The sequence below is a fragment of the Vibrio sp. 10N.261.54.E10 genome (genome assembly GCF_002877735.2).
Lineage (GTDB): Bacteria > Pseudomonadota > Gammaproteobacteria > Enterobacterales > Vibrionaceae > Vibrio > Vibrio crassostreae_C.
The window spans coordinates 1298478-1312601 of the sequence record NZ_MCXE02000001.1; the positions used below are offsets into that span (position 1 = coordinate 1298478).

A 14124-nucleotide genomic window follows, 5' to 3' on the forward strand; every position below is an offset into this window, starting at 1 on the left:
TAGGAGGTTTCATTGAGCAAGGTAGTGGTTGTAACCGGCGGAAGCCGAGGTATTGGCGCAGCGACGTCTAAATTGTTGGCCAGTCAAGGCTATGCTGTATGCGTTAACTTCATACACAATGAGTCGCGAGCTGAAGATCTAGTGAATGAGATTCGCGAACAAGGCGGAACCGCGATTAGTGTGCGTGCGGATGTGTCTGTTGAATCGGACGTGAAATCTTTATTTGAGATTGCTCGTAATAAGCTAGGTCCAGTGACGCACTTGGTCAATAATGCCGGGATCTTGTTTACCCAGTCACCGTTGGTTGATATTGAATTGGATCGCTTTGAAAAGGTGATGAAATCCAACGTATCAAGCTGCTTTCTGTGCAGTAAAGCCTTTATCAAACAAGCCGATGGCGCGGGTTCGATTGTGAATGTATCGTCTGCCGCTTCTCGTACTGGCGCACCGTTTGAGTATGTGGATTACGCAGCATCGAAAGGTGCGATGGATTCACTCACCAAAGGCTTATCGCTTGAATTAGCTTCACGCAATATCCGAGTGAATGGCGTAAGGCCAGGTTGTATTTATACTGAGATGCATGCAGACGGCGGAGAGCCAGATCGCGTAGACAGACTAGCTTCGCAGTTACCGTTACAACGAGGTGGCACACCAGAAGAAGTCGCTAACTCTATCGCATGGTTATTGTCAGACGAAGCTTCGTATGTCACCGGCTCGTTTATTGATATTGCAGGCGGCCGATAGGGCACGTTTGCCTTTACACTAATATAAACAAGTTACAACCATCAACACGCAACAAAAGTACCTAACTAAAAGAACGAAACTAAGAGTACAACCATGAAAAACTATTTTGAAAGCCCGTTTGTTGGAAAGTCACTCAAAGAACAAGTGACCAACCCAAACATCATCGTGGGCGAGCACAGCTATTACTCGGGTTACTACCATAACCACAGCTTTGATGACTGTGCGCGTTACCTATTACCGGATAGAACCGACATCGATAAGCTGATCATTGGCAGCTACTGCTCGATTGGTTCTGGCGCCGTGTTTATGATGGCGGGCAACCAAGGCCACCAAAACCAGTGGGTGAGTACCTTCCCGTTTTTCTATCAAGACGATGAGAAGTTTGAAGGTGCGATAGACGGCTTTGAACGCTCTGGTGATACCGTGATTGGTAACGATGTGTGGATTGGTACAGAAGCCATGATCATGAGTGGTGTTAAGGTTAGTGACGGAGCCATCATCGCAAGTCGAGCGGTTGTGACTAAAGATGTCGCGCCATACTCGATTGTCGGTTCAAACCCAGCACGCCATATCCGTTATCGTTTCAATGAGACTGAAATCGCTCAGTTGCTAGAAATGAAATGGTGGGAATGGAGCGAAGAACAAATCAAAGGCGCAATGTCGCTAATGTGTTCTTCAGACATTGGTGGTTTGTACCATTATTGGAAAGGATTCTTGAAGCCTTAAATTGTCGTTCACAGATGAAATGTGAATGGTGAGAACGAGATTAAATTTAACAAATTACTCAATAATCTGATTATGGCAATGCGATTGTGATACGAGTAACTTATTGATTGTAAAGATATTGCATAGTATGGCGTGTCGCATTAGCGTGGTGGATGAATTGGAGGGATATTATGATTAGTTGCAACGATTACGATTATATTGAAATTGTGTGCATGCACCGATACCCAATCAAGTTAACGCTGAAGTCTGGCGAGCAGATTGAATGTGTCGGGTTAGATACCCAGCGCAATGACAGCCGTGAAGAGTGCATTAAAGTCAGTACTCAAGGCGAGCAACAACTTGTCGTATTAACTCAAATAGCGACATTGGATGTCTGTGTCGACAACCCTCACTTTCAGCATGTTTCATTCAAAACGTCATAGGCTTTCAAATGAATAACACCATAGAACAATGCTATTGCACCGCGTGCAGAGAAGAGACACAACATGTTGTTGTGTTGGTCAGAAAGACGAGTGCGTTTGCAGACAAACCTAACCAAAAGCGAAGTGAGTTTTGGGCAGGCATGATAAAAGGTTGGTTCCTTGGCCCGTTTGTCGCGTCAATGGATGAGTTTTCTCGTCACCTTGTCTGTGAAAAATGTGGCCATAAAGAGATACAAGATTAGCATCGTTATCTTATAAAACATTGGATTCAATACAGTTAGATCGTCAATTGGCTTAGGAATAGAACGAATGAAAGTTGAAACGATAGAAGCCGTAAAGGCGTATGGTTTTTCAGTAAGAACCACCAATACCGATGAGATGGACCCAGCAAGAGCCAAGATAGGGCAATTGTGGCAGGGCTTTTTTGACCAAGCATTTCCGAAATTAACACCGGATTCAAAAGTGTATGGCGTTTACACTAACTACGAGTCTGACTTTACGGGCGAATTTGATGTTATCGCGTGTACTAATGCACTTACGGATCAGAATGTTGATACGCTTGTAGAAACCGAAATACAAGCAGGTAAATACTTAACGTTTTCTGCTGAAGGTGAATTACCACAAGCTGTGATCGACCTATGGGGTGAAGTGTGGGCGTATTTCAGCGCTGCTGACTGCCCACATGTGAGAACTTACACGACAGATTTTGAACTATACAAAGGTGAAACTGAAGTCGAGATTTCGATAGCGATTCAGTGATCAGGTTAAAATGAACAAAAGGCTTAGCTTAGACTGTGTTTGCCAGTTAAGAGACAGTAGTTATCGGTAAAGAGACAACGGAATCCCAGTTAAGCCTTTGAATATCTGTTCTTTACAAAGAAGATACAGTGTCACGTAACTACTTTAATACCTAGGAATTATCTATTCCAGAATTCCCCTAGATCACCCTAGATACCCTTAAGTCACCCAAAATTCTCTTAAGTTATCCAAAAAGACAATCTTGCTTGGTTTCATTCCACAAAGGGTATTGCTTCATGACTTGGGTGTAGAGCTTACTTTCAAGGTGCGCTCTTAACCAACGTCCTACGTTTTGATATTCCGATTTCACAAACCACTTCTTTTCGACTCGCACAAACTGACTGACGAAAGGCATCACCGCAAAATCGGCCAAGCTTGGGCTTTCTCCAAAAAAGTAGGGCTGATCGGTAAGTCGCACTTCTAACTGCTTAATGAAGGTTTCGCAGGCTTGTCGGCGTTGTTCAACATCGATGTTTCGGTAACGAACCGATGCACGATACCTTTCTAAGTGACCAATAAATTCTTCATCGTTGGTTTTAATGAGCTGCTGAACTTGTTCGCTAAGCGTTGGATTGCTTGAACGCAGAAGATCTTGAGGATCGTTTTGTTGAAGTGACCAGTTCATCACATCCAAGCTCTGTTCAATGACTTGTCCATTGGGTAACACCAATACAGGCACTGTTCCTTTTGGCGAACTGGCCAATAGTTCGCTAGGCTTGTCTTTGGTAACGATTTCTCGAAGTAACACTTTTTGCTGTGATAGTGCGATGCCCATTCGTCCGCGCATTGCATAAGGGCAACGGCGTAAAGAATAAAGGATAGGTAGATCGGATTCGTTCGGAATTATTGAGGTCATTTAGTTTGAAAAGTGTTGTACGGTGGTAAAGAGATCGTGATGTGGGTAGAATACGCGGCTTAAAAATTATAAGTAAGTGAGCGACTTCAAAAATGAGCAGAAAAATTGAGTTATTAGCCCCAGGTGGCGATGTAGAAGCGATAAAAGCCGCCATCGTAGCGGGTGCTAATGCAGTTTATTGTGGTTTAGACACATTCAACGCTCGTAACAGAGCCTCTAACCTGTCGTTAGACGAATTGAATGGTGTGATTCGCCTTGCTCATGAATACGGCTGTGAAGTGTTCCTGACTCTTAACGTTGTGCTACTGGAGCACGAGACCAAGAGCATCACCAAACTGCTGAACCAGCTTGTGAACACCAAAGTGGACGGCATCATTGTTCAAGACTTGGGTTTATTCAACCTGGTTAAGAAGCATTTCCCATCGTTAGACGTTCACGCGTCGACTCAGTTAACTACGCACAACGAAGGTCAGATTAAGTTCTTGTCTAAGATTGGCGCGACGCGCGTTAACTTGTCTCGTGAGTTGAACCTGCCTGAAATCAAGATGCTGACGGAAGTGGCACACGATCACGACGTATTAACCGAAGTGTTCGTACACGGCGCTCTGTGTATCGCATTCTCTGGTCAATGTTACTCAAGCTCAGTAAGTGTGGGTAACTCAGGTAACCGTGGTCGTTGTAGCCAAGCGTGTCGTGATGAGTACGAAATCACCAACGCGGGCAACAAGTTCCCACTTAACCTGAAAGATAACTCAGCTTACTACGACCTACCTGAATTGGTTGATGCGAAAGTCGACTCATTGAAAGTAGAAGGCCGTATTAAAGGCGCACACTACGTTTACACTGTGGTAGACACATGGCGTAAACAGATTGATAGCTTTGTAGAAAGTGGTTTGTTGATCGAAGACGATTCGAACCTACACAAAGTATTCAACCGTGATTTCACCAACTCTTTCCTAAAGGGCAACCTAACGAAAGACATGTTCATCGATAACCCGCGCGACAACAGCATGAACTACGCTGTTGAAAAAGCGACGGAGCAGAACAACGAAATCTCAGTTGTACAGATTCAAGAAGTGACCAACGAACTTCACCAAGCGAAAGACGTTCTTGGTAACGAAATGCGTGACAAGATCGAGTTCCTTGATATTCGCAAGACACCAGTAGCACTGTCGTTCAGCGCAAAAGTGGGTCAACCATTTACGGTGACTGTGAACACGCCAAAAGAGAACTTTACTCTTCAATCTAAATCGCTATTGAAAGCGGTTGAAGAGAAGGCGATTACTCAAGAGCTACTTGAGAAGCGCTTCAAAAACGTGAAGAGTGCAGTTCACACGCTAGAAAGCCACGACTTCAGTGAAGTGGATGCAGGCTTGTTGATTCCTCTAAAAGAAGTTTCAGACCTAAAAGACGAGATCGACTTCATTCTGAACGGCTCTGTGGAAGTGATTAAGCACGTTGAAGTGCCAGCACTGCCTCAGCACCCTAAAGTGAACGAGAAGCCGACTATGTCGATGCTTATCGCCGATGTAGAAGACTTACACCTGTGTGACGTGACTGACGCGGATGTTTACTTCAAACTTCCAGAAAGCTTCAAGAAGCGTTGTAACAAGTACATCGACATCTTGGCAGCAAACCCACGTTTGATTCCTTGGTTCCCAGCGGTATTGATCGGTAAAGATTACGACGAAGCGGTTCGTATTCTTGAAGAGATCAAGCCAGCTCGCATCGTAACCAACAACACGGGTATTGCTTACAAAGCTTACGAGATGGGTATTGAGTGGGTTGCAGGCCCGTTCATGAACACGACCAACTCTCACGCACTGGTTACTCTGAAAGAAGAGCTGAACTGTGCAGGCGCATTCATTTCGAACGAGATCAACAAAGGTCAGATTCGTCATATTCGTCGCCCAGAGAACTTCAAACTGTTCTACAGCATTTACCACCCAATCTTGATGATGACCAGCCGTCAGTGTTTCTTCCAAAGAACCGTGGGTTGTAACAAGCCAAGCATCGAAGCAGGTTGTATGTTGAAGTGTGAGAAAGCGACCACGATTACCAACGTGAAAGGCATCTCTTTTGCGGTTGATAAACAGAAGGGTGGCTACCCAAGCATTTACAACCACGAGCAGTTCTTGAACCACGACGCAGTAACTGACTTCTCTGGTCTGTTCGACGAGTTCTTCATTGACCTAACCAACATCGGTGCAGGTTCTAAAGAAGTGAAAGACAAAGTTGAGCTTATCAAGCATTTCGAAGCGCTACTGAACGGCGTTGAAGGTTCACAACAGAACCTAGAGCAGATGGTTGAAGTTCGAACTAATGCTCAGTACGTGCAAGGTCTATAGCGTACAAGGTTTATAGGGTTCAATGTCTATGGGCTGTAAGGCTTATAGCTTCTAACGCAAAGAGCGTTCAAGGTTTATAACGCTCAACCGCTTATAAGCACTCTGAACCAATAAACAAAAGGCCACTCAATCGAGTGGCCTTTTTAATGTCTGAAACTTTCTGAATCTTTCTCAACCAACGAATACGTTATTCTGTCACGGCTTCTTGTTTGAAGCATGGGCTTTTCAACGTGTTCATCTTTTCGATTTCATTGGTTAAGCGCAGCGAGAGCAGGGCTTTCTGGTTCGAAGCAAAATCAAACATCACGATAGTCGCAGTGCCAACGGTCGTCAGTTTCTGTTGAGCCTTACTGACAATCGCGTATTCCATGGTGAATCGGTCATCTTGAATATCGGTAACACGTGAGCCGACCATCAAGGTATCTGGATACGTGACTGGGCGGAAATACTTACAGTAAGTGTCACCAAGAACAGGACCAACTTTGGTAATCGCCATCTCTTCCATCAGCTCGACGTGCTTGAAAAAATCTAAGCGAGCGGTTTCGAAATAGCGAAAATATACAGCGTTGTTAACGTGATTGAGTGCGTCCATTTCTCCCCAAGCGACAGGGATTTCTGTTACTACCGGGTAGTCAGATAATAGTGCTTCCATGCGAACTCTCTTATTGTTATGTAGGGATAAGTTGTTATTGGAATAAAAACCCTACCGCTAAATTAACAAAACTGCAACACGCGTGATTTAAGTTTTTGAAGCTTGAAACCACACAATGTCAGTGACTTAGTTGCACATCCACTCAATGGTTACGCACTAAGGTGTTTGAATTGCAGCTCAACCAAGCGTTGGTACAATTCGCAGCTATTGATGAGAGACTGGTGGTCGCCGATGTCTACTAGTTGTCCTTTATCGAGCACCGCAATTTGGTCGGCGTGTTTAATTGTTGATAATCGATGGGCGATAATGATCGTCGTTCTGCCACGCATTAACTCTTCTAACGCTTGTTGTACGTGATGCTCACTTTCACTGTCTAGTGCGCTGGTTGCTTCATCCAACAATAGAATATTTGGATCTTTCAAGATGGCACGTGCGATAGCAATACGTTGTCTCTGCCCACCAGAAAGCCTTACACCACGTTCACCAAGAAAGCTGTTGTAGCCATCAGGTAGGTTTTGAATGAACTCGTGTGCGTGCGCTTTCTTCGCCGCTTCGATCACTTGCTCGTCTGTTGCCTGCGGGTTGCCGTAGCGAATGTTATGGAACACATCGTTACTGAACAGAGCAGGTTGCTGCGGCACCAATGCCATCTGCTTTCTTAGCTCGTTAGGATCAAACTGATTCAGTTCAACACCGCCTAAGGTGACCTTACCCACTTGTGGGTCGTAGAAACGTTGCAGCAGTTCGAACAGGGTAGTTTTACCTGCGCCAGACGGGCCAACCAGTGCCAACACTTTGCCTTCATGGGCAGTAAGCGTGAGGTTGCTTGTTGCGGGTTGGTCCGGTCTTGATGGATAACAGAAGGTCACATCATCAAATGCAACTTCTGGCGTTACGTTAGCAAGCGAAGTTGGATTCGCAACTGGCGCAACAATATGGCTTTCAACTTGTAGGATCTCGATTAATCGCTCGGTCGCACCTGCCGCGCGTTGCAGTTCACCCATCACTTCAGAAATCGTACCTAACGATGAAGCAACCATAATTGCGTAGAACACAAACGCCGCTAAGTCACCAGCCGACATAGTGCCGTTGATAACATCACTGCCGCCAACCCAAAGCATGCCTGCAATAGCACTAAATACAATCACGATAACGCCAGAAATAAGAATCGCGCGCTGTTTTACACGCTGGCGACCAATCTCATACGCCTTTTCCACTTCTACCGCGAATGATGCTTTCTCTTGCGCTTCTCGGCTATAGCTTTGCACCGTTTTAATGTGCTCAATCGCTTCACCTGCGTAAGACCCGACATCAGACATCGAATCTTGGCTTTGGCGAGATAAGGCTCTTACACGTCGACCGTATACCAAAATAGGAATCAGGATAAATGGCACCGAGGCCAATACAATCAATGTCAGCTTAATATTGGTCGCAAACAGCATGATGATCGCACCAATACACATCAACGCGCTGCGCATCGCCATCGAGAACGACGAACCTATGATGCTTTGAAGCAGAGTGGTATCCGTGGTGATTCGCGACATGATGTCGCCACTGCCATTGGTTTCGAAGTAACTCGGATGCAGCGTCACGACATGATTGAAAACCGACAAACGAATGTCCGCACTCACGCGCTCCCCAACAGAAGAAACCAAATAGAAGCGGAAGAAAGTACCAATCGAGATCAGCACGACCACGACCATGATGAACTGAATCGCGCTGCCTAAATCTGAGAGTGATTGTTGGCTAAAGCCTTGGTCGATAAGAAGACGAATACCGTGTCCGACTGAAAGGGTTAAGCTCGCCGTGAAGATCAACGCGATCAACGCAGCAATAACACAACCTTTATAAGGCTGAATGAATTTACTCAGCTCAAACAAAATACTGAGGCTTTTTTTCTCAGGTTTGGGTTCTGGCGCTTTTTGAGTCGAGCGCTGAGTTGAGTCGAGCGTAGAAGAGACATCGTTTTGCATATGACTGCCTTAATGTGTTGTCGCTTTAAAAATAGATGGCTTGTTGCTTATTGCTTATGACTAATTGCTTATGGCTTATGGCTTATGGTTTATGACTTATTGCCTGTACTGCCCGTTGTTCGCTGGGAAGTACTTGTTGTTGAGAATAGAACCCATTAAAGCATTTATTGCGCTGTGACGCTCCCTAGGAAACTCAATTTCCAATATTTCATCAACACTAAGTGAATAATTCGAAACGACCTTAAAGGAAAACTAAGCATCTTGATCCAGTCAGTTGGATAGGAAACTAAGCTATTTAACCCTAATTTTTATGCAAGTAAATTAGCGTTGATACGGGAGTGCACACATAAACAAGCAACCGTGCGATGATTTATAAATTGATAGAAAAACGTTTGCTTTTTATCTCGATACTAACCTTATCAATAGCTTGCAAATTTTAGTTGTAAGACCAGTTATAGCGACTGTTTTTTGTGGAATATTTGTTACAAAAATTCAACAAAGTAGTTTTTTATACATTTTTCTTGCATAAAACCTCGGATTGAATAGAATAACCAACAAATGACAATTAATGCAGTATTTTGGCATGAGTATTCAAGTAAAGAGCATCAACAAATCATACGGTGATACCCAAGTTCTTCACGACATCAGTTTCGACTGTGAGAGTGGCGAAACCTTGGTATTGCTTGGCCCAAGCGGCGCGGGCAAGAGTTCATTACTGCGTGTATTGAACCTGCTTGAAATCGCGGACAACGGCGAATTAGACATTGCGAATGAGCAATTCGATTTTTCAAGCCAAATCCAAGAGAAGCAGGGGCTTAAACTTCGTCGTAAAGTCGGCATGGTGTTCCAGCAATACAACTTATGGCCACACATGACGGTGATGGAAAACTTGATTGAAGCACCAACCAAAGTGGCGGGTTTGGATAAGCAAGAAGCGATTAAGCAAGCGCAAGAAGTCCTAAAGACACTTCAACTTGCCGACAAAGCAGACGCTTGGCCACTTCAACTGTCTGGCGGTCAACAACAGCGTGTTGCGATTGCACGTGCGCTGATGATGAAACCGGATGTGTTGTTGTTTGATGAACCAACAGCGGCGCTTGATCCTGAGATCACCAACCAAGTCGTGAGCATTATTAAAGAATTGAGCGGAACGGGCATTACCCAAGTGGTCGTGACGCACGAAGTCGATTTCGCGAAGAAGATTGCTAGCCACGTTCTGTACCTAGAGAAAGGGTACATCGTTGAACACGGCACCAGCGATTCATTCGTTAATCCGCAGACACCTGAGTTTGCCGAGTATCTGACTCATTAAGTAAGTCACTTATTAAAAGAAAGTTGACTCACTAGATCTAGCTAAACACAACATCAATTAAAACAATCAAATTATAAGAATGGCCACAGGCCGCTATTACACAGTATTCGGAGTAACAAAATGAAAAAGATTCTACTAGCTTCACTTATCGGCCTTGCTTCTTTTAACGCAGCAGCTCAAGAAGAAATCAAATTCGCGATGGAAGCAACGTACGCACCATTCGAATACATGGATGAGAACAACCAAATTCAGGGTTTTGACGTAGACTTAGCAAACGCACTTTGTGAAGAGCTGAAAGCAACGTGTACTTTCCACAACCAAGCATTCGATAGCTTGATCCCTGCACTTAAATTCAAACGTTACGATGCGGCTATCTCGGCAATGGACATCACAGAAGCGCGTCTTAAACAAGTGAACTTCTCTAACGCATACTACGATAACTCTGCAGCATTCATTTCTTTCGAAGGCAAAGTAGCAGACCAAGCAGCACTAGAAGGTAAGCGTGTTGGCGTTCAAAACGGTTCTACTCACCAGAGCTTCCTACTTGAGCAAATGACTGGCGTAACAGCGGTACCTTACTCAAGCTACCAAGATGCATTCATCGACATGAAGAACGGTCGTATCGATTCTGTATTCGGTGACACAGCCGTTGTAGCAGAATGGTTCAAGAAAGAAGACAACCTAACGTACGTAGGCGACCAAGTAACAAACCAAGAGTACTTCGGTAACGGCTTTGGTATCGCAGTAAACAAGAGCAACCAAGAACTTGTAGACCAGCTTAACGTTGCACTTGCAGCAGTGAAAGCGAACGGCGAATACGACAAGATCTTCAACAAGTACTTCGGTAAGTAATTTATGGAATTAACGGGTTACTCTTTAGGGCTCGTCGAAGCAAGCTGGATGACTGTTCAGCTTGCGTTCGTAAGCCTATTGGTTGGATTGGTTCTAGCAGTTTTGTTTGCAAGTGGTGAGATGTCTCGTCGTATTGCAATCAAATGGCCAACGACTGCATTTGTGACGATTGTTCGTGGTTTACCAGAAATTCTGGTCGTACTGTTTATCTACTTTGGTTCGACACAAGTTCTGTTCATGATCACTGGCGATTTCATAGAAGTGAGCCCGTTCTTATCTGGTGTTGTTGCACTGTCACTTATCTTTGCTTCTTACGCTTCGCAAACCTTGCGTGGTGCATTAAAAGCAGTAAGCAAAGGGCAGAGAGAAGCAGCAAGCGCGCTTGGTATTTCTCAGTCTCGTGCATTCTTTCGTATCGTGTTACCTCAAGCGGTAAGACACGCACTACCAGGGTTAACCAACCAATGGTTAGTGTTACTGAAAGATACCGCGCTAGTTTCGCTAATTGGCGTAACAGATTTGCTGAAACAAGCACAACTAACATCAGCGGCAACGCACGAAGCATTTACTTGGTACGCGACCGCAGCAGCAATCTACTTGGTCATCACTTTAATCACACAAAGATTGGTAAAAGTGATTGATGGTAAGTTATCTATTCAAGGTTTGGGTAACAAAGGGGCAATGGCATGAATCAACAATACCTCTCTCAAATGCTTGAGGGCCTAGCGACCAGCCTGCAACTCACAGGCGCTTCACTGCTGGTTGGTTGTATCTTGTCACTGCTGATGACGGTAACGCTAATCCTAAGAATACCGGCGATTCACTGGTTAACACGTGGCATCATCACGCTGTTCACCGGCACACCATTGTTGGTGCAGATCTTCTTGGTGTATTACGGACCGGGTCAGTTCGATTGGATTCGTGAAAGCTTCATGTGGACTTGGTTAAGCCAACCTTGGTTCTGTGCAATGTTAGCATTAGCATTGAACACCGCGGCATACAGCACGCTACTGTTCAGAGGCGCATTCAACGCCATTCCAGCAGGGCAGTGGGAAGCGTGTCGTGCACTTGGCATGGACAAAGTAGCAACGCTTAAAGTGTTACTGCCATACGCACTACGCCGCGCCGTTCCAGCTTACTCGAACGAAGTGATTCTAGTTTTCAAAGGTACGTCACTGGCAAGCACCATCACCATCATGGATTTGATGGGCTACGCTCAGCGTATTAACGGCCAAACATACGACACGCTAACCGTGTTCGGCATTGCTGGCGCATTCTACTTAGCAGTAAACGGCATATTAACGCTGATCTTCCGCCAAGTAGAGAAGAAAGCCCTCGCATTCGAAGCCGCGTAAGCTAGCCACTCACAAGCTTAACTAACGTATAAAGCCTGCCTTTATGTTCGCATAAATGGCAGGCTTTTTTGTGTTTTGTGTTTTGTGTTTTGGGCATGCGAAGGGGCACTGTGTTTATATCCAACTGCTCGGGGTTTTTACGAAAGTCATACTATATGGAAATATTCTGTATTTTATCATTCAATGAGTTTATCTATGTTTTAAGTCACTGAATTGCAGTGATTAATCGTGATAAATTGATCTAAATATGAAACTAGATGGAATGATTCTGTATTTAAATGCAGAATTTTTCGGTCTAATAGCTGTTAGGCGACAAGCGAGTTAAATACACCATAGGAATAGTTATGAAATATAGATTAGGTTTGAGAGAGATTACTGAGTCCGATATCAGGGTCGATTGCCCGTTTATGCCAGAACCTGAAGACTATCCGATGTATGTGGAAGCTTTTGTGGCTGATTTTAATAACCTTGAAATTGTTGATAATGCGTTTGAGGAGAATAACAGTGTAGTCATTGAATTGGCTGAAGGCGTCACTGGTGAGCAACTGCGACAAGCGAGCATATCAATACATCAAAATTATTGGAAAAAGCTAAGAACCACTGGATTCGATAAAATCGCCTAACAATAAATTTAAGAGTGATTCACAACGCTTGGCATTTTTCGTTCTATCGTTGGGTTACGTGTTTACGGTGGTAAGGTTTAGTTTTGTGGTAGCGTTGCTCACACCCTAATGCGGCTACATGGATTCCCCCGGTTGTCAAACATCCGCTAAACTTATGTTGATGGGTTTTGGACTGCCGCTCTACATTCGGCCTACTTATCGACGATTCGCATACGTCGTGGCCCTGATGACTTTGCGCGACTGCGGTGCCTTATTCGTTAGATGACATCTAGTGTGTCCGCCGCATTAACAGGCTCTCCGCAAGTGGTCTTAACCTATCTCCATCATTAGCGTCTGCAATGACCCGGTGGGTTTAACTCTTTATGCTGCTTAGTTTTTTACTTAAGCAGCATAGTTTTCGTATTCTGTTTGATTGTGTAAAAGCGACCATATAATTCGTGCGTTCTTCGCGGCAAGTGCCACTATCGCTCGGTTCATTCCTATTCGTTCTAGAACGCCTCGACACCACTGACTTAACTTATCTTGCTTGTCGCCAAGGTTGGCAATTACGGTCCTTGCGCCATGAACTAATAGTGTTCGTAAGTATTTATCGCCATGTTTGGTTATCCGACCTAAGCGTGGCTTTCCTCCCGTCGAATATTGTTTTGGTACGAGTCCTAGCCAAGCAGAGAAATCACGGCTTTTATCAAATTGAGAACCATTGCCTATCGAAGCAAGTATCGCAGTAGCGGTTTGCGGCCCAATACCTCGAACTTTCATCACTCGTTGAACATTAGCGCTGACCTTAGCAAAAGAGTCGAAGACTTGTTCAGTATCGGCGATACGTTGATTCAACTCTCCAAGGTGGTGATAAGCATCGGCAATCACCGTTCTTGCGAGATGTGGCAGTTCATTTTCTGCATCTTCAAGCATTAAGGGAACGTGTTTCATCAATGAAGAGCGACCAACGGGAATGATCAACCCGAACTCAGAAAGTAGGGCGCGCATGCGATTCATAAGCGCGGTGCGTTCACGAACCCAATGCTCTCTCATTCTATGTACCGATAAGATGGCTTGTTGCTCTGGTGATTTTACGGGCACAAAGCGAGTGGATGGTCGCTGAACAGCTTCGCAGATAGCTACTGCATCATTAAGGTCGTTCTTCCCTTTAGTTCGATAAGGAACCACGTATTTAACGGCCATGATGCGGGCGTCATGACCCAGTTTATTGAGTGTTCTTGCCCAATAATGTGCACCACCACACGCTTCAACGCCTATACGCATGAGTGGCATATTTGCTATTGTAGTCAGTAGTTTAGAGCGAGTTACCGACTTATGAAGTATGACCTTACCATTTTGGTCTACGGCATGAAGACTGAAGTGGTTTTTAGCTAGGTCGATACCGCAGAAATAAGAATAATCAGACATGGTGCCTCCGATGCATTTAAGTACCACATAAGTGTGGCAGATCCTCGGTAGGGGGA

At 44.7% G+C, this 14124-nt stretch carries 15 protein-coding genes; 11 read left to right on the forward strand and 4 right to left on the reverse strand.

Annotated elements, in window-relative coordinates; translation table 11 throughout:
- Nucleotides 1–12: 12 nt before the first annotated feature.
- The 5 genes from BCU07_RS05800 to BCU07_RS05820 all read left to right on the forward strand — a co-directional run bounded on the left by BCU07_RS05800 (nt 13) and on the right by BCU07_RS05820 (nt 2651).
- Complete coding sequence (locus BCU07_RS05800) at nt 13–744, forward strand: glucose 1-dehydrogenase (RefSeq protein WP_017066537.1); 732 nt, start codon at nt 13–15, stop codon at nt 742–744.
- Between the two features lie 93 nt (nt 745–837).
- A complete protein-coding gene (catB, locus tag BCU07_RS05805; RefSeq protein WP_102428710.1) occupies nt 838–1470 on the forward strand; it encodes a type B chloramphenicol O-acetyltransferase in 633 nt (210 codons plus the stop codon).
- Between the two features lie 170 nt (nt 1471–1640).
- Nucleotides 1641–1892: a Rho-binding antiterminator gene (locus BCU07_RS05810; RefSeq protein ID WP_017068339.1), complete on the forward strand. Its 252-nt coding sequence runs from the start codon at nt 1641–1643 to the stop codon at nt 1890–1892.
- Nucleotides 1893–1900: 8 nt separating this feature from the next.
- Complete coding sequence (locus BCU07_RS05815; protein ID WP_102428709.1) at nt 1901–2134, forward strand: hypothetical protein; 234 nt, start codon at nt 1901–1903, stop codon at nt 2132–2134.
- Between the two features lie 67 nt (nt 2135–2201).
- A complete protein-coding gene (locus BCU07_RS05820; protein ID WP_102319784.1) occupies nt 2202–2651 on the forward strand; it encodes a GyrI-like domain-containing protein in 450 nt (149 codons plus the stop codon).
- 223 nt (nt 2652–2874) lie between these two features.
- Here BCU07_RS05820 and BCU07_RS05825 read toward each other — a convergent pair whose 3' ends face one another.
- Nucleotides 2875–3465 (reverse strand): glutathione S-transferase, encoded by a 591-nt coding sequence (locus BCU07_RS05825; protein WP_017061817.1) that lies wholly within the window; start codon nt 3463–3465, stop codon nt 2875–2877.
- A gap of 173 nt (nt 3466–3638) precedes the next feature.
- Here BCU07_RS05825 and BCU07_RS05830 point away from each other — a divergent pair, with 173 nt between their 5' ends.
- The gene (locus BCU07_RS05830; RefSeq protein WP_017063916.1) at nt 3639–5894 is read left to right on the forward strand and encodes a peptidase U32 family protein; all 2256 of its coding nucleotides are present in this window, start codon (nt 3639–3641) and stop codon (nt 5892–5894) included.
- Between the two features lie 187 nt (nt 5895–6081).
- Here the strand turns inward: BCU07_RS05830 and BCU07_RS05835 are convergent, their stop codons facing one another.
- A complete protein-coding gene (locus tag BCU07_RS05835; RefSeq protein ID WP_017061819.1) occupies nt 6082–6546 on the reverse strand; it encodes an acyl-CoA thioesterase in 465 nt (154 codons plus the stop codon).
- 149 nt (nt 6547–6695) lie between these two features.
- Nucleotides 6696–8519 (reverse strand): ABC transporter ATP-binding protein/permease, encoded by a 1824-nt coding sequence (locus tag BCU07_RS05840; RefSeq protein WP_102428708.1) that lies wholly within the window; start codon nt 8517–8519, stop codon nt 6696–6698.
- 583 nt (nt 8520–9102) lie between these two features.
- Between BCU07_RS05840 and artP the strand changes: the two genes are divergently transcribed.
- The 5 genes from artP (at nt 9103) to BCU07_RS05865 (ending at nt 12661) form a co-directional block, all read left to right on the forward strand.
- Nucleotides 9103–9831 (forward strand): arginine ABC transporter ATP-binding protein ArtP, encoded by a 729-nt coding sequence (gene artP / locus BCU07_RS05845; RefSeq protein ID WP_032545343.1) that lies wholly within the window; start codon nt 9103–9105, stop codon nt 9829–9831.
- Between the two features lie 120 nt (nt 9832–9951).
- On the forward strand, nt 9952–10683 hold the full coding sequence (locus tag BCU07_RS05850; protein WP_004733839.1) for a lysine/arginine/ornithine ABC transporter substrate-binding protein: 732 nt from the start codon (nt 9952–9954) through the stop codon (nt 10681–10683).
- A 3-nt stretch (nt 10684–10686) separates the two neighbouring features.
- The gene (artQ, locus tag BCU07_RS05855; protein WP_017063912.1) at nt 10687–11373 is read left to right on the forward strand and encodes an arginine ABC transporter permease ArtQ; all 687 of its coding nucleotides are present in this window, start codon (nt 10687–10689) and stop codon (nt 11371–11373) included.
- A complete protein-coding gene (gene artM / locus BCU07_RS05860; RefSeq protein WP_017087151.1) occupies nt 11370–12038 on the forward strand; it encodes an arginine ABC transporter permease ArtM in 669 nt (222 codons plus the stop codon). Before artQ ends, artM begins: the two co-directional genes overlap by 4 nt.
- A 344-nt stretch (nt 12039–12382) precedes the next feature.
- On the forward strand, nt 12383–12661 hold the full coding sequence (locus BCU07_RS05865) for a hypothetical protein (RefSeq protein ID WP_102428707.1): 279 nt from the start codon (nt 12383–12385) through the stop codon (nt 12659–12661).
- Between the two features lie 381 nt (nt 12662–13042).
- On the opposite strand, the gene BCU07_RS05870 is transcribed toward BCU07_RS05865, so the two are convergent.
- Nucleotides 13043–14068: an IS110-like element ISVisp6 family transposase gene (locus BCU07_RS05870; RefSeq protein ID WP_413286082.1), complete on the reverse strand. Its 1026-nt coding sequence runs from the start codon at nt 14066–14068 to the stop codon at nt 13043–13045.
- Nucleotides 14069–14124 lie beyond the last annotated feature (56 nt).